15 protein-coding genes are annotated in these 15,326 nt (G+C 34.0%); 5 read left to right on the top strand and 10 right to left on the bottom strand.

The features are described 5' to 3' along the window. Positions 1–77 precede the first annotated feature (77 nt). Positions 78–1,469, top strand: a complete 1,392-nt coding sequence (locus AC07SW_RS07520; RefSeq protein WP_494632565.1) for a Sau3AI family type II restriction endonuclease — start codon at positions 78–80, stop codon at positions 1,467–1,469. A gap of 187 nt (positions 1,470–1,656) precedes the next feature. Here the strand turns inward: AC07SW_RS07520 and dcm are convergent, their stop codons facing one another. Both dcm and AC07SW_RS07510 read right to left on the bottom strand, forming a co-directional pair. Next, positions 1,657–2,886: a DNA (cytosine-5-)-methyltransferase gene (gene dcm / locus AC07SW_RS07515; RefSeq protein ID WP_494632564.1), complete on the bottom strand. Its 1,230-nt coding sequence runs from the start codon at positions 2,884–2,886 to the stop codon at positions 1,657–1,659. A gap of 158 nt (positions 2,887–3,044) precedes the next feature. After that, entirely contained in the window at positions 3,045–3,395 is a 351-nt protein-coding gene (locus AC07SW_RS07510) for a hypothetical protein (protein ID WP_494632563.1), read from the bottom strand. 672 nt (positions 3,396–4,067) lie between these two features. Between AC07SW_RS07510 and AC07SW_RS07505 the strand changes: the two genes are divergently transcribed. Genes AC07SW_RS07505 through AC07SW_RS07490 form a run of 4 tightly spaced genes read left to right on the top strand, consistent with a single transcriptional unit; the run spans position 4,068 to position 6,344 of the window. After that, complete coding sequence (locus AC07SW_RS07505) at positions 4,068–4,349, top strand: DUF3130 family protein (protein ID WP_034568548.1); 282 nt, start codon at positions 4,068–4,070, stop codon at positions 4,347–4,349. After that, complete coding sequence (locus AC07SW_RS07500; RefSeq protein ID WP_057002200.1) at positions 4,330–4,689, top strand: hypothetical protein; 360 nt, start codon at positions 4,330–4,332, stop codon at positions 4,687–4,689. Before AC07SW_RS07505 ends, AC07SW_RS07500 begins: the two co-directional genes overlap by 20 nt. Continuing rightward, positions 4,682–5,899: a T7SS effector LXG polymorphic toxin gene (locus tag AC07SW_RS07495; RefSeq protein WP_494632561.1), complete on the top strand. Its 1,218-nt coding sequence runs from the start codon at positions 4,682–4,684 to the stop codon at positions 5,897–5,899. The genes AC07SW_RS07500 and AC07SW_RS07495 overlap by 8 nt, the downstream gene beginning before the upstream one ends. Positions 5,900–5,918: 19 nt before the next feature. Beyond that, positions 5,919–6,344: a hypothetical protein gene (locus AC07SW_RS07490; protein WP_051915601.1), complete on the top strand. Its 426-nt coding sequence runs from the start codon at positions 5,919–5,921 to the stop codon at positions 6,342–6,344. Positions 6,345–6,507: 163 nt separating this feature from the next. Here the strand turns inward: AC07SW_RS07490 and rarD are convergent, their stop codons facing one another. From rarD to AC07SW_RS07450, 8 genes are all read right to left on the bottom strand, one after another. Next, the gene (rarD, locus tag AC07SW_RS07485) at positions 6,508–7,410 is read right to left on the bottom strand and encodes an EamA family transporter RarD (protein ID WP_490424829.1); all 903 of its coding nucleotides are present in this window, start codon (positions 7,408–7,410) and stop codon (positions 6,508–6,510) included. 115 nt (positions 7,411–7,525) lie between these two features. After that, the gene (locus tag AC07SW_RS07480) at positions 7,526–8,677 is read right to left on the bottom strand and encodes an ABC transporter permease (RefSeq protein WP_494632559.1); all 1,152 of its coding nucleotides are present in this window, start codon (positions 8,675–8,677) and stop codon (positions 7,526–7,528) included. Further along, positions 8,678–9,793, bottom strand: a complete 1,116-nt coding sequence (locus tag AC07SW_RS07475; protein WP_490428021.1) for an ABC transporter permease — start codon at positions 9,791–9,793, stop codon at positions 8,678–8,680. 27 nt (positions 9,794–9,820) lie between these two features. After that, positions 9,821–10,759 carry an ABC transporter ATP-binding protein gene (locus tag AC07SW_RS07470; RefSeq protein WP_034568560.1) on the bottom strand — a complete coding sequence of 313 codons (939 nt, stop codon included), beginning with the start codon at positions 10,757–10,759 and terminating at the stop codon, positions 9,821–9,823. A 79-nt stretch (positions 10,760–10,838) separates the two neighbouring features. Next, positions 10,839–11,963 carry a sensor histidine kinase gene (locus tag AC07SW_RS07465; RefSeq protein WP_485402364.1) on the bottom strand — a complete coding sequence of 375 codons (1,125 nt, stop codon included), beginning with the start codon at positions 11,961–11,963 and terminating at the stop codon, positions 10,839–10,841. A gap of 1 nt (position 11,964) precedes the next feature. Further along, entirely contained in the window at positions 11,965–12,609 is a 645-nt protein-coding gene (locus AC07SW_RS07460; protein WP_034568561.1) for a response regulator transcription factor, read from the bottom strand. Between the two features lie 141 nt (positions 12,610–12,750). Next, positions 12,751–14,265, bottom strand: a complete 1,515-nt coding sequence (locus AC07SW_RS07455) for an ABC transporter permease/substrate-binding protein (RefSeq protein WP_490424827.1) — start codon at positions 14,263–14,265, stop codon at positions 12,751–12,753. Then, positions 14,265–15,239: an ABC transporter ATP-binding protein gene (locus tag AC07SW_RS07450; RefSeq protein ID WP_311780681.1), complete on the bottom strand. Its 975-nt coding sequence runs from the start codon at positions 15,237–15,239 to the stop codon at positions 14,265–14,267. Before AC07SW_RS07450 ends, AC07SW_RS07455 begins: the two co-directional genes overlap by 1 nt. Positions 15,240–15,326 lie beyond the last annotated feature (87 nt).

Below are 15,326 nucleotides of genomic sequence, written 5' to 3'. Positions count from 1 at the left end.
ATTATTTTGCCTATGCTATAATAAATGTATTAAAAATTACGAGTTAAATGATGATTAAAACAGGAGTGAACATAACTATGAGTCGGTATCAATATTGTGAAGAATGGACAGAAGAATACTTGTTTAGTATTTCAAAGGAATTGGAGGGAAAGAAACTTGGAGAAGTTGATCTAAGCGGAAGCTTAAGTAACATTTCAAATAAAGGTGCAATAGGTAATATGATTCAACATGATTTTTTTGGAATACCAGCCAATTCTGATTCAAGTGCAGATTTTTCCCACCATAATATCGAATTAAAGGTAACTCCTATAAAAAAAATCAAAGGAGGTCTTTATAGTTCAAAGGAAAGACTGGTATTAAGCATGATTAATTATATGAAGGCATACAAAGAACCTGAATTTTTAAGTAGTCATGTTTATGAAAAAACAAAAAAAATGTTAATCGTGTTTTATCTTCATGAGGAAAATAAAAGTGTAAAAGATTTTAAAATAATTAAAACGAGTCATTTTAAGTTAAGTCCAGACAAAATAAATGATGTGAAAAAAGATTACAACTACATTATTGATAGTATTCTAGATGGAGAAGCACATTTATTGACTGAAAAAGCTGCTCAGTACCTTTCTCCTTGTACAAAAGGAGCGGGAAAAGGAAAGGATTTAGTGAATCAACCATTTTCTGAAATTAAAGCTAAATCAAGAGCATTTTCATACAAAAATGGGTTTATGACTAATTATTTTCGAGAATTGATGCAACCAGAAAAAATAGAATCGTTATCTATACCAAAAGAAGAAAGTTTTAAAGTATATTTAAAAGAAACGTTAGATAGATATATTGGAAAAACTGATTCTGAAATATGTAGAATGATTAACTATATTCCTGAACTGTCTACAAAACAAGGTAAAAGCTATTTATCCATTTTAATTAAAAACATGTTTGGAGTTAAATCTAAAAATATAAATGAAACTAAACAATTTGTGGAAGAATCTTTTGAAATGAAAACAGTAGTAAATAGACTATTAAAAAAAGATAATCAAGATATGTCATTTCCAAATTTAGATTTTACAGAAATTTTTAGTGAAGAATTCGAAGATTCAAGTTGGTATACTAGATTTGCTCAGACTAATTATGTGTTTATTTACTTTGAAGAAATTAGGCCTAAAGAGTATAAATTAGTCAGCTATTATTTTTGGACTCCAGATTCAGAAATAATTAATACAAGTAAACAACTTTATAATTACATTAAGGATTTGGTTGTTAATAACAAATTAGTGATTAATATTGTTGAAAATGATAGTAATGGTATTTGGACTGATAATTTTCCAGGAAAGTCAGAATTTTCACCGTTTCAAATTCGTCCTAAAGGGACTAAAAAATATCCTTTTGTAATGCTTCCTAATGGAATTAAAATTAAGAAAAAAGCTTTATTTATTGATAAAGAATATATTAGACAATTTATGAATAAAAAGTGAGATTGAGTAAAGTTGGTTTTTATGAAATTTAGTAGAACTTCAGCAATATTAAAAAATATTCTGAATGTCATTAAAATTTTTTGAAACGGTTTTTAAAAGTTTAGGTTGTTGTACTGTTAATTATATATAGAAGGTCATAAAAAAATAGAGTCCTGCCATATCTTTTGTATAACAGGACTCTATTTTATTATAAATCGATATCTTTTATTTCTCTGCTTAAGCTTTTACCAATACGTTCAACGATTCCAATAACAAGAGCATTACCCATACAAAAATATCTCATGCGTTCAGACATTCCTTTAGTCCAATCGGGAGGAAATCCATTTAACTTTTCACATTCTATTGGAGTCAAAATTCGATATCGATTATTTATTTTAATTAAATGTGTACTCCTATTTTTTGATCCTTCGCTTGTTAACATTGTACGCCCTGGTTTATTCAAATCGTCTGTTTCAGACATGCCACCTTCTGCAAAAACATATTCATGTCCATCTGCAGATGTGCGATGTATTTTTTTTGGACCTCTTAAATACTTAAATTTACTTACAGCTTCATCGTCTAAATAATATTTTTCATCAACATCTTTTTCATCTTGAAGGATTTCTTTTAAAGTTATAGGTGTTTCTAATTTGGGGATAGTATCAATAGTCGTGTATAGACCATTTTTCATAATACCTGAATTATAAAAAGTAGCAGAGAATGAATCAGATACAGATACAATATCTTCCGATAATTCGCCTTCTAAAACTCTATTTTTATTAGGGAAATTTTCTACAGGAAACTCTTTAGCGAATAAACTATCAAAGTAAATCATATCTTCATTATTTTTTTTAATGTATTTAGTAGCAAAAGCTTCATCATTTTTATAAGCTAATATAAATACACGTCTTCTTTTTTGTGCTTGACCATATTCAGCAGCATTTATAACGCGCCATTCAACTGTATATCCGAGACTGTTCATAGCGGATAACATAATACCAAAATCTCTTCCTCGTTGTTTAGCAGGAGACTTAAGTAATCTGTCAACATTTTCAAGAAAAATAAATTTTGGATTACTATTTTCTAAAACTCTTATGATTTCCCAGAATAAAACGCCTTTTTTTCCAGCAATACCTAGTTGACCAGAAAGACTTCTTGCAACTGAATAGTCTTGACAAGGAAAACCACCCACAATCATATCAATATCCATTTTTTTAAACGTTTCATCAGGAATTTTAGAAATATCTTCATTCATATTTATACTATCTGGAAACTGCTTATTATAACAATCAAAAGCATCTTGTTGCTTTTTTGAAGGTTCCCATTGATTTGACCATTTAGTCTTATATAAATTTGAATCAGCCTTTTCTAAGCCGATTCGAAATCCGCCAACGCCTGCAAATAATTCCAGAACATTTAATTTTTTTTGTGCACACATATTACGAACATCCTTTCGGTCACTAATGTAAATATTATACATTATTCAAGTGGAAAGATCAAGTGGTTAGCTTGAGATAATGTAGACTATTTAATAGTAATTTTTTTTAAATTATTTGTTAGTAATAGTGTTTGCAAAAAATCTATTTTATTTTTTTATTATGGGGATTTTGTCATCCTCCTCTCCAACCCCAAAATACTCCTCCCTAATCGCAACCCAACGCGCGCATTTCCAAACAACTGCCACGTCATTCCCATACCCACAACACCAATATCACCATCCGAAAAGTGCCAGCCATTAAACGCCTCAAAAACAGCTGTCTCCAAAAGCTTCGCCTCATTTAATAATTGTTCCGCTATTTCAAACTCACCGCCACGAGACAGCTCTAACGCTTCCTCACAGCATTCCTCCATCCGAACCACCAAACCATCAATTTCTTTCCAATCCATCATTAAAAATCCCCCTATTTTTGTCCCAATCACAAAATAAAAAACGCTAAAGGCGAACAACCAATACCGTTCCAAATAGCGATTAGCAAAGAAAGTAGCGGACTTCTCATTGAAAAAAGAGTGGAAATTAGGTACAATGAAAAAGCTAGTGCTTCAGTGCTAGCTATTGGCAACTTGTATATCAGTTTCTGGCTGTTTATACAGGGCTTCATAGCGCGGTTCCCGCCAAGCTATGAAGTGCCATTTTTTATTTTAGGATAAGACTATTTTTACGAAGTAGGATAGAAACAAAAAAAGTATCAGGAAAAATTCCCAATACTGATCGTCAATAGACACGAAACAAAGAACTTAACCGAGTTTACTTTCTCACTTGAACAAAAGTTCTTCTATAAAAGTACATAGAAATGGAGTACAATAAAATAAGCTAACACATGTTGTTAGTGACTATTGGCAACTTGTATGGGCAGTTTCTGGCTGTCGCTACAAGGCTTTGAAAGTTTGGTTCCCGCCAAACTTCAGAGTGCCAATTTTTTTATTTATATAAAGTTTTTTTGATTCTATCCTACTTGCGTCTATTATAAAGAAACGTGAGTAATTTTTCAACCTAAAATAGAAAATAATCAAAAAATTAATAAATAACCTATCAATAAAAAAGGAAATAAATTATTTACATTTATTTAAATATATGATTTACTTAATAAGTAACGATTGTAATTTAAATGAGGTGAGTAAATGGGAGAGATTTCAACACATACAGATATAGCAGATGATTTTGCTGAACGAATCAAAGAAACATCAAACCGTTTAAAAAATGGAAGAGAAAAGATTGACGAACTAAAGCTATTTGACTATTCATCAGGAAGTACCATTACAGATATTGGAAGTACCGTATTTAAATTATCCAGTGCCATGAAACAACTATCTTCTTCAACCCAAGTAGATGGAGACAATGTTCAAAAAATTAATCAGACATTTGCTGAAACGGATAAACAAAATGAAAAACGATTTAACTAAAAAAAATGTCACTCAACGAGTTACTGATTTACAAAAAGAAGTAAGGATAAAACGGGTTGAAGAAGAGCAACTTGAAGAAATTCAAACAGAAATCAAGCAACTAGCTAACTTAGAATTGGAATTGTTATACGAAGAGCAACAGCTCTTTAGCAATACAGCAATCAGTCATTGTCTTCAGCAATCTATTTTTCAAATTGAAGAAGAGGTGGCAAGTGCGGTAGAAAAAACTAATTATAGGAAACTCGACCTCCAAGATGAACAGGCATTGCTACGTAAGAGACTTTATGAAGCAGAAGACAACTTAGCTTTCATGCAAAAGGAGGAAGCTAGCAATGACTAAAATCGATATTAGCGAGTTTTCTCAACTACTCTCTGATTTGCAAAAGCTAAAGTTAACAGTTGGATGGTCATTAACAGGAACAAAGGCTACCTTTCAAGAGTTTAAAAATGATACGAGTTTGAAGGGGAGTGCTTGGGATACAACAAAACAGTTCTTTTTTGAAGGATACATACCAATCATTGATGGAATGAATGATCCCTTATATCTATTAGTGGAAACGACTGAACAGTTTATTCATGATTTTGAAAATGAAGTGACTACTGAGTCAGTTAAATTAGATTTAGAGCAACTTGCTGACCTCCAAGCCAGACGAGATGAATTACAGCAAAAAAAAGAGGATTGGTTTCATAAACTAGCAGATGTGGCGTCAAAAATTCCTTGGGCAGGGCAATTATTTGACGACTATAGCCTATTTCAAGCAAATAAAAAAGTAGCTCTACTAGAAGATTTTGAAAGCTTTATCAATCGACATGGCAGTGATTTTTCTGTATTAAATAACCAAATCGAGCAAGCCTTACTTGGATTAGATGAACTTGGAAAGCAAAAATCCTTTAATGGAGATCAAAAAGGATACCAAGCAGTTGATTTTTCTAAGAGTAACTGGTATAAAAAAGTAACAGATTATCACAAAGAACATGGAACTCATATTGAAGAAGTTCAAAAACGAGATATTGAGAACTTTAAAGAAATGGCGAAAGTAGCTGGAAGCGCAGTAGCGATGGATTCTTTTGCTATGAATAATGAAATAGCCGGGATGGCGGGGCCTCTATATAATGCTACTGAAAATTATTTTTCAGGAATAAATGTTCCTACAAATAAAGGAATTAAAGAGCAGGTGATTAATTCTAATGCTAGAGTAGATGATGATTTTGCAACTGATATTTTTTTACCTAAATCATATTATGAAAATAATTATGCTCCAATAGATGGCACTCCAAATTCAAAAATAATATTTAAAAGATTAGGATCAAGTGGTAATATAGAGGAATCATTAGTTTTTTATAATCAGTATGGAAAACAGTCAGTAAGAGTTGATTTATCTAATCATGGAAATAGTCTTCATCATACTGAGCCACATGTACATGAATTTTTTTATATCAATGGTGGAAAAAATTTATTGTCAGAAACAAAATATTTTTTAGATGATTTTGGCGTGCTTAGAAGAGGAATCATTGATCCTCAAACGAATGGAATAAAATTTATAGACTAACAAAAAAGGAATGATAAATATGATGGACTTTATCAAAAATTCAGAACTAATTGTGAACTTTTTAAAAAATAAAAGACCATGGTACTTTCACGAGATTATTGGAATTAATTTTCAAACAGATTTGGATTATGAAGGGAATTCAAAAAATGTATTACTAATTACATTTATTATTAAATGCTCTCAATTGTCAGATGAATATGTAGCTACTATAAAATTTGTTGACGCTTCGGATGTAACTTTAAACAAAGTAACACGAGTACCAATTGGAGATCGTCTTATTATCCATGATACCCAGCAGAATGGATGGGAAACGAAGCAACGTTACCATGTTCATGACGATAATGGATATGGAGAGGAAACTGGTTTTAGGTTTATTGATTTTTATTGTTCGGCAATCGAAGCTATTGAAATTAAATCATTTGAACGTAAAATAACATTAGAATAAAAAAACTTTATATCACTTAAATATGGAACAAAGAAAGTTCACATGAAAACTCTTTTGGATAGAGTATTACCTAAGCAAGATGAACCAACAGCTCTAAAATAACGATTAAAAAAGCCCGAGAAATGAAGCGTTTTTCTTCATTTCTCGGGCTTTTAAAGTAATATTAACGATACCGTTTTCGAAGCAAGACTAAATTATTAATCGTAAACAATAAAATCCCTAACCAAATACAGCCAAAGGCTAATAATTGTGGACCCGCAAACGTTTCATTAAATAGAAAGACCGCTGAAATCAACATAAGTGTTGGACCGATATATTGTAAAAAGCCAAGCAAAATATAAGAGATATTTTTAGCAGCCTCAGCAAACAAGAATAAAGGAATCGCCGTCACAACGCCGGCACCAATTGCTAATAAATTGATTGAAGGAGAGTAGCTCATAAAACCAGCTGGTGCAAAAAAGCACAGGTAAATCATCGCTATAGGAGCCATAATACTAGTCTCCAAAGTTAAACCTGTCAAAGAACTTACAGAGGCCTGCTTTTTAATTAAGCCATAAAGACTAAAGGTAGTCGCCATTGCTAAAGCTGCCCAAGGAATAGCTCCAGTTTGAATGGCTAACCCAACCACACCAATCGTAGCTAACACGCAAGCGATTTTTTCAACTCGACTTAACTGTTCCTTTAAAAAGAGTGTTGCAATCAAGATATTTGCTAAAGGATTAATATAATAACCTAGACTGGCTTCAACAACATTGCCACTAGTGACTGTAAATATAAAAATAAACCAGTTTACTGTAATGAATAGCGCTGCTAAAATAATAGCTCGTCGTCTTTTTTTATCCTTTATAACCATTAAAGCTTCCACTTTAAAGCTTTGCCATTTTCGAGTCACGCATAAAACCACTAACATAAAAACAAAAGACCAAATAATTCGATAAGATAAAACCGATAAAGGAGTCACACTTCCTAAAGCCTTCCAATATAACGGCAAAACACCCCATATTAGATAAGCTCCAATACCAGATAACAAGCCTTTTTTTTCATTTTGTTCAGAATGATTGTTCATTTGCGAACCTCCTTTTTTATAGTATACAGGAAGATGTTCAAATTTCTTTCTTTTTTTGAAAATTGTTGTCACTAAAAATAAAAAACCTAGCAACCGAAGCGACTAGGCTTTGTCCTTACACAAAGTTCTTTTCTTGTTCACTGTTTGCTTGACGATAAAGGGTTAAGCAAAAAAACAAACTACTAAAGCCAACTAAGATTGCAATATTCAACAGACTATCCCTTAACAATCCGCTACTTTGAATCCTTTTAATACCATCAATCAACCAAAATTGAGGGAAAAGGTGAGCGACTTTTTGCATAAAGCGAGGCATCAATTCAATAGGAACAAACATCCCAGCCAACATACTACTGCCAGTGAAAATAAACATCTTCATAGAGTTCATCACACGGTAACTGGTACTATAAGAAAAAATGACTAAGGTTAAACTAACCGCAACCAATCCGAATAAACTCAGCATCAAAAATAAAACAAAATAAGAAACACCAGGATCAATCTGTACCAAAAATTTCATCACAAACAAAGTCAGAAAAATTTGTCCTTCAATCAATAAGAAATTTGCAATAATCGTACTTAAACTATACGTACTACTTTTAATCGGCGTACTTAACAAACGATAAAACGTTTTTTCTTCTTTTTCTTTAGCCATAAAATCACTCATATTCCCAGCAGAAGAAAGTAAGAAAAAGGTTAAAACGCCTAACATAGCCGTACTAAGCAGTTGTCCTGTTTGTTTCGTAGTTGAAAGTTTTTTGGCAGTTACAGGATACGCATTTTTTTGGTAGTCCGCTAGTAAGGAGTTAAAATCAGCACCCTGTTGACTAGCAGCAATTAATGGAATCAAGTGATTTAAGTGGGTCGTTAATTCTCTTTTAAGCACAGTATTAACGACATCTCCTTGAATCGAGCTAATCTCAAGGTCATTAATTTCTCCCTTTGCTAAAGAAGCTTCAAAGCCTTTTTTAAAGAGAATCAACGCCGTATTTTTATTTTCAACAATAGACTGTTCTGCCTCACGTTTTGTTTGATACACCGTTATTTTTTTACCACTATCCTTCATCCATTCCATTACTTGCTTGCCAGCAAGAGTATCCTCTTGATAAATAACACCATAAGCTGCCGGCACCGTTTCCCCACTAGAAATAGAGTTTAAAACAAGCACAAAGAGTATCGAAGCTAGCGGAAATACTAAATATGTCACTAATTTTCGTTTATTCGCAAAAGCGTTTTTAAAGTAATGAGCAATTAACCAAACCAATTGTTTCATCTACAGCACCTCCCTTTTTCGAGTCAATAGTCCGTAGCCAAAAATACATCCAAAGCTAATCAGGAGTAATACACTAGCAGGGAGCAGAAGGGCGCTAACGTTATCTTGATAAACCGCTTGTTTAATCACTGTTGAAATGTAGCCAACAGGAGAAATATTTTTCCACGTATGAGTGTCAGAAATTGGGAAGTACGCACCACCAATAGCTGAAAGAATAGTGATGACAATTGAAAATAGACTAGCTAAGGCACGAGAATTTCCCTTTGTAATCCCATCAAACAATAAACCAAGTGAGACTGCAGCAATCATTTCCAGCAAGAAAAGACCATAGACAGCCAACCAATAAGAACCCCAATTCATATCAAAAACAAAGCGACTGTAAAGCATTGTAATTGCTAGAAAGAGGGCTTGAAGTGAAATGCAGCCAATTAATTTTCCAGCAAATAATTGAGCTTTAGTAATAGGGGTCATCAAAATCCGACTTAACGTATGCGAACGTTTTTCAGAACTTAAAATCGACGAGCCATAAAGCAATCCATAAAGCATCATCATTGCAATAACCGCAATGGAATAATATTGAATAGAAGTTTCCGCTTTTTTTCCAGCAATCCCTGTTGTAGCAATCGTAACAGTGGAGGCTTGTGGAATAGTAGGGGAGGATGCAGCCTTTTCTGGCGTTAGCTGATTCAGTGTAGTCATTAATTGAAATTCACCACTAAATCCATTTAAATAGCCTTCAATGACAGATTTAGAAAAATCACTTAATGTATCCGCATAATAAAGAATTAATCCTTGTTTCCCAACTTCAACAACAGCAGTTAACTCAGTTTCTTGAACTTTCTTTTTTCCATCAGCTAAAGACGAAACCTTTTGAAAAGCAAAATGAGCTGTTTCAACTTCCTTTCTAAACGCAGTAAAAGGTTCTTGAAGCTGAGCATCTGTAATCGTGTACCCAATTTTAATGTCTTCTACTTGAACTTTCTGATTAAAACTACCACCTAAGGCAAGTCCTAAAACGGTTATTAAAAAAATAGGCAAAGCGAGCATATAGACAATCGCACTTTTCTCACGTAGCGTTAAGTTGATTTCAGCTAACGCAATAGTAAAAATAGACATTTTCGATTCCTCCTTTCAATAAAGTGTTTAGTCTCGTAACGTTCGACCCGTTAATGTTAAAAAGACAGTTTCTAAATTAATTTTTTGAGCATCAACGCTTTTAATTTCAATAGTTTGCTCCATTAAGTAGATTAAAATAAAGTTCAAATTAGTAACTTCAATTGCAGAGGTTATCTCAATAAAGTCACCGGTTCTTTCAACATGCTTAACGCCACGAATTAAAGCCAAGTCACTTAGTTCGATTTCTTGTTCTTGTCCAACTTCAATCCTAATTTTATGAACATCCGTTACCATACTTTTAAGTGCTTCTTTACTCCCTTCAGCAATGACCTTGCCGTGGTCAATAATGGCAATCGTTGTACAAATTTCTTCTATTTCTTCCATATAATGACTTGTATAAATCACCGTAGTTCCTTGTTGATTTAATTTTTTGATAGATTCCAGAATGTAGTTTCTTGATTGAGGATCAATTCCGACAGTCGGTTCATCCATAATAACAAGTTGTGGCTCATGGGCAATCGCACAGGCAATATTTAAACGACGTTTCATGCCACCAGAAAAAGAGGCAGGTTTATCATTCATATGTTCAGTTAACCCTACAAAAGCCAGCGCCTTTAGAACTTTATCTTTTAAATCAGCGCCACGAAAACCATACAGACCAGCAAAGAAATGAACATTTTCATAAGCAGTCAATTCATCATAAACCGCAATATCTTGCGGAACCAAGCCAATATTTTTTCTAATGTCATCCTTTTTTTGTCCCGTTTGTTCATGACCTAAAATCGTCATACTGCCTTTTGATTTCTGTAATAATCCACAGATCATATGAATCGTCGTACTTTTTCCTGCGCCATTTGGTCCCAATAGACCAAAAATTTCCCCTGTTTCAATCGTCAATGAGAGATTATCCACAGCCAGATGTTGCCCAAATTGTTTTGATAAATCTTTGATAACGATACAATTCATTTCAATCCGCTCCCTTACCGTTGTGATAGCTCTATCATAGCAAAAAAAAAGACCGTTGCTTAGTGCAATCAGTCATCTTTTAGATATGAGAATTCTCATGTGTTGACAATGGAATCAGTGTAGTGACCGTAAAATGAGGGTGTCCCACGACTAAAAGCGTTCCGCCAAGTTGGGCAGTTCTTTCTTCCATACCAGTCAAACCTAAACTTGCTTGGAAATCTTTCGTTCCAATCCCATTGTCCTTAATCTCTAAACGGACAAATTTATGGTAAACAGCCAATTCCACTTCAATACGGGAAGCTTCCGCATATTTTAAACAGTTTGTTAAAGCTTCTTTTAAATTTTGAGAAAAAACGTGCCACATGACAGGCGAAATAGCCGTCAAATCACCAGAAAATTGAAGAGACGTTTGAATCGCATAATCTGTTGAAAAAGCAATTAAATCTCCTTTTAAACGCTGAATACCTAAACTTTCTTGTGGCGGTTTCAACTGTTTCAAAACCAACCGAATTTGCTCAACGCCCTCCTTTGTAATGGCAATAGCATTATTCAATAAATGTTCAGATTGATTGGGGTTACCCCGCATTGTTTTTTTCGCAGCCTCCATTTGAATCAAAGCTCCCGTCAGAGAATGGCCAATTTCATCATGAAATAAATGGGCTAACTGATTATGTGTTTCTAATTGAAGCAATTGCTGTTGTTGCTGAGATACGTGCTGTTCTTGGCGTTGATTGGCTTGCTTTTGATTAAGCTGATAGTCACGTAATTGGAGGGTTAAAGTTTGAATTTTCTCTTCCAAATATAAGACAAAGAAAGTCAATAAACTTACTAAACTATAACTTGCAATCAACAAGAAGGAATCCTTAAAAATAAAAAAGGGGACACCTACTAAGCAAAATTTTAGCCAGGTAAAACGATAAAATAAAGCAAAATCAACCCAATAACCTCCTATTGTAATCGGTATTAAATAATAAAAAAGCTGAGAACAAAAAGTACCAAAAACAACTAAACTTACAAGTAACCCAAGCGCTACTAATTGTTGCTGTTTTTTTGTTTTGCAGCTGTAAAAAAGCAAACTAATTGAAAAATAAAGTAAGCATCCTAATAAAAAGAAGCCAAATTGTTGAAAGTGTTGAATTTCTTGAAAAGCCCCTAAAGCAAAAAGTAAAAGCAACTGAAAAATCAATTTATGATTCAAAACCATGTCATTCACCAATCTTCCCAGTTAAAAAATAAATCGCAATCTGTGTCCGATGGGCCAACCCCGTTTTACTAAGAATGGTTGAAATATAATTGGCAACAGTTCCATCAGAAATAAACAAAACTTTACCGATTTCCTTATTAGACAAGCCTTTGGCAATACTTGCCATAATTTCAACTTCTCGAGTAGTAAACGGGCTCAAGTCAATCGTAGGCGACAACGCCTCATTCTGATTTGTTTTTAATTGCAGCCTAAATTTTTCAAAAATCGTTTCTTGCAAGACATGCTGGTTCAATGCAACACTCCGAATGGTTTGAGCAATCACATCAGGATCATTATTTTTAAGTAAATAACCCTTTGCTCCATTTTCCAAAGCTTCCGATATGTAATCATCGTCATCAAAAGTCGTTAAAATTAATACCTTTGTCTGTGTTTGTTGAACAATTTTCTGTGTAGCTGCCACACCATCCATAATAGGCATCCGAACATCCATTAACACAACATCAATTGGCGTTTCCAAGCAATAATTAAGGGCTTCTTGCCCGTTAGCAACGGTACCAACCACTTCAATATCATCATAAGAATTCAACACAATCGCCATTCCACCTGTAATAAAGACATTGTCATCTGCAATTAAAATCCGAATCATTCCATCCACCTCTTTGTCTTTTATTATACGGAGAGTTAGGTTCATTTGCACGTTAAATTAATCTAAATAAGCGTAGTCATTTTTTTGTAGAAAAAAAGAACCTTCCAACTATGAAAGATTCTTTCTTAATTCAACTACTCGTTACTCCAACAATCCTTTTTTTTGAAGAAACTCTTTCGCAACAGTAGCTGCCGATTGATTGTTAATATTCACTTCATAATTCATTTTCCGCATCTCATCATCCGTTATTTTTCCACCTAGCTTATTTAAAATAGCTGCTAATTCTGGATATTTTTCCAGCGTGCTGTTTAAAAGCAATGGCGCGCCTTGATAAGGAGGGAAGAGCTGTCGATCATCTTTTAAGACCGTTAACTTGTATTGAGCCAGCTCACTATCCGTTGAGTAGGCATCAATCACTTGAATATCACCAGCTTCGATAGCAGAGTAACGAAGTTTAGGCTCCATCGTTTGTAAACGATCAAAGGTAATCCCATATAATTTTTGAATCCCTTTATACCCATCATTACGGTCAGCAAATTCTAAGGTAAAGCCAACATTTGCAGTATGACTAACTGCTTGTAAATCAGAAATAGAGGATAGTTGATGTTCTTTTGCATAGTTTTGAGAAACCGCTAAAGCATAAGTGTTATTGTACTTCATCGGATCTAAATACGCCATTTTGAATTGCTTATCCAGTCCGGTCTTAGCTTGTTGATAGACTTGGTTTTCATCATGACTTTTAGAAGGCTCATTTAAGAAGGTCTCTAAAACCGTCCCAGTAAATTCTGGGTAAATATCAATATCGCCTTTTTGCAATGCATTAAATAAAAAGCTAGTTTTTCCCATATTTGGTTTTAATGTAACCTTCAAATCCGTTTCATCTTCAATAAGGTATTTATACATATTGATTAAAATTTCTGGTTCAGCACCTAATTTCCCTGCAATGACAACTTCTTTTTGAGGTTGATTAATAAGCGGGATTAAAATAAAGCCTAGAATAACGACTGCTAAGGTGCCCAAAGTAATCAAGCTTTTTTTAAAGGAGATACGTTCAAAAATCCGTAATAAATAATCAAAAATAATAGCTAACAAAGCAGCAGGAATTGCCCCAAGTAAAATTAATTGATGATTATTCCGGTCAATGCCAAGTAAAATCAAACTTCCTAAACCACCAGCACCGATTAAAGCCGCTAAGGTGGCCGTACCAATAATTAAAACCATCGCTGTTCGAATTCCTGCCATAATAACAGGCATAGCAATTGGAATTTGAACCTTGTACAGACTACGCCAACGATTCATCCCCATCGCACTTGCTGCTTCAACAAGAGAAGGATCAACCTCCGCAATTCCTGTATAGGTATTTCGCAAAATTGGAAGGAGTGCATAAATGACTAACGCAATCACAGCAGGCAACGTTCCAATTCCCACTAGAGGAATCATTAAGCCTAATAAGGCAAGAGAGGGGATTGTCTGGAAAATAGCCGCAACTTGAATAATAGGCTCCGCAATTTTTTTATGAGAAGTTAAATAAATTCCTAAAGGCAGTGCAATTAAAACCGCAATCAACAAGGCAACAAAAGAAATTTGAATGTGTTGAAGGAGAGCAGTTGCTAAATCTTCTTTACGTTCTTGAAATGTTTCAATCAACGTCATCATCAATCTGTCCCTCCTTTTTGAATACCAGAACTTAGAAATGCAAGGAAGTCTTGATGAGTGATTTTACCTAAGTAAGTGGAGTCCTCTATGATTTGAACAATTGGAAATCTTGTTAAGGCTAAAATTAAGTCATCAACCGAAGTCTCTTTTGTGACCACTAAAGCCTCCGTTTCTTCAAGTGCTAAAGGTGATGTTGAAAAATGATTCATAGCCATCAACGTTTGAACGGTTTGAGAAGTGGTAACAGCTACATTCCCAGATTGAAGAAATTCGCGAACAAATTCATTTTTAGGATTCTGACAAATTTCATCAGGAGTCCCAATTTGTTCCACATGCCCCTCCTTCATAATACAAATGCGATCGCCTAACTTTAAAGCCTCTTGCATATCATGAGTCACAAAGACAATCGTCTTTTTAACTTGTTGATGAAGTTTCGCCACATCTTCTTGCAAATTCTTTTTACTGATAGGGTCCAGTGCACTAAAGGGCTCATCCATTAAAATAATATCTGGGTCAGCCGCCATTGCTCGTAAAACACCCACACGTTGTTGTTCACCACCAGATAATTCAGAAGGCAAACGGTGACGGTAACTTTCAGCGTCTAAGCCCACACTCGTTAACAACTCTGTTACTCGTTCCTTCATTTGCGTTTTTGACCATTTTTTCATTTCGGGTACAGTTGTAATGTTCTCTTCAATCGTCATATTTGGAAAAAGGGCAATTTGCTGTAAGACATAGCCAATATTCCAACGCAACTCATGAATCGTATAGTCACTAATCGGTTTATTCTGAATTCGAATCGTACCAGTTGTTAATGGAATTAAGCGATTGATCATTTTTAAGGTAGTGGTTTTTCCACTTCCACTAGGACCAATCAAGACAAAAAATTCTCCTTCGTTAATTTCAAGAGTTAAGTCCGAAACAACAGGTTTTCCTGGAGAATAAGATTTTGAGACGTTTTCAAAGCGAATCATTTCATCCCTCCTTTAATGTTTTTGTAAACAAAATTATAGCATTTTTTAATTTAGAACGCTAGTTCGCTGACTTGAAATAAAAAAAAA

Source organism: Carnobacterium sp. GW821-FHT04C06, from assembly GCF_059420345.1.
This window is presented reverse-complemented; position numbering and strand designations above follow the sequence as displayed.

Bases quoted from the DNA above. Each gene is read 5' to 3' on its own strand.
- AC07SW_RS07520 (WP_494632565.1), top strand. From the start codon at position 78: ATGAGTCGGTATCAATATTGTGAAGAATGGACAGAAGAATACTTGTTT.
- dcm (WP_494632564.1), bottom strand. From the start codon at position 2,886: ATGTGTGCACAAAAAAAATTAAATGTTCTGGAATTATTTGCAGGCGTT.
- AC07SW_RS07505 (WP_034568548.1), top strand. From the start codon at position 4,068: ATGGGAGAGATTTCAACACATACAGATATAGCAGATGATTTTGCTGAA.
- AC07SW_RS07500 (WP_057002200.1), top strand. From the start codon at position 4,330: ATGAAAAACGATTTAACTAAAAAAAATGTCACTCAACGAGTTACTGAT.
- AC07SW_RS07495 (WP_494632561.1), top strand. From the start codon at position 4,682: ATGACTAAAATCGATATTAGCGAGTTTTCTCAACTACTCTCTGATTTG.
- AC07SW_RS07490 (WP_051915601.1), top strand. From the start codon at position 5,919: ATGATGGACTTTATCAAAAATTCAGAACTAATTGTGAACTTTTTAAAA.
- rarD (WP_490424829.1), bottom strand. From the start codon at position 7,410: ATGAACAATCATTCTGAACAAAATGAAAAAAAAGGCTTGTTATCTGGT.
- AC07SW_RS07480 (WP_494632559.1), bottom strand. From the start codon at position 8,677: ATGAAACAATTGGTTTGGTTAATTGCTCATTACTTTAAAAACGCTTTT.
- AC07SW_RS07475 (WP_490428021.1), bottom strand. From the start codon at position 9,793: ATGTCTATTTTTACTATTGCGTTAGCTGAAATCAACTTAACGCTACGT.
- AC07SW_RS07470 (WP_034568560.1), bottom strand. From the start codon at position 10,759: ATGAATTGTATCGTTATCAAAGATTTATCAAAACAATTTGGGCAACAT.
- AC07SW_RS07465 (WP_485402364.1), bottom strand. From the start codon at position 11,963: ATGGTTTTGAATCATAAATTGATTTTTCAGTTGCTTTTACTTTTTGCT.
- AC07SW_RS07460 (WP_034568561.1), bottom strand. From the start codon at position 12,609: ATGATTCGGATTTTAATTGCAGATGACAATGTCTTTATTACAGGTGGA.
- AC07SW_RS07455 (WP_490424827.1), bottom strand. From the start codon at position 14,265: ATGATGACGTTGATTGAAACATTTCAAGAACGTAAAGAAGATTTAGCA.
- AC07SW_RS07450 (WP_311780681.1), bottom strand. From the start codon at position 15,239: ATGATTCGCTTTGAAAACGTCTCAAAATCTTATTCTCCAGGAAAACCT.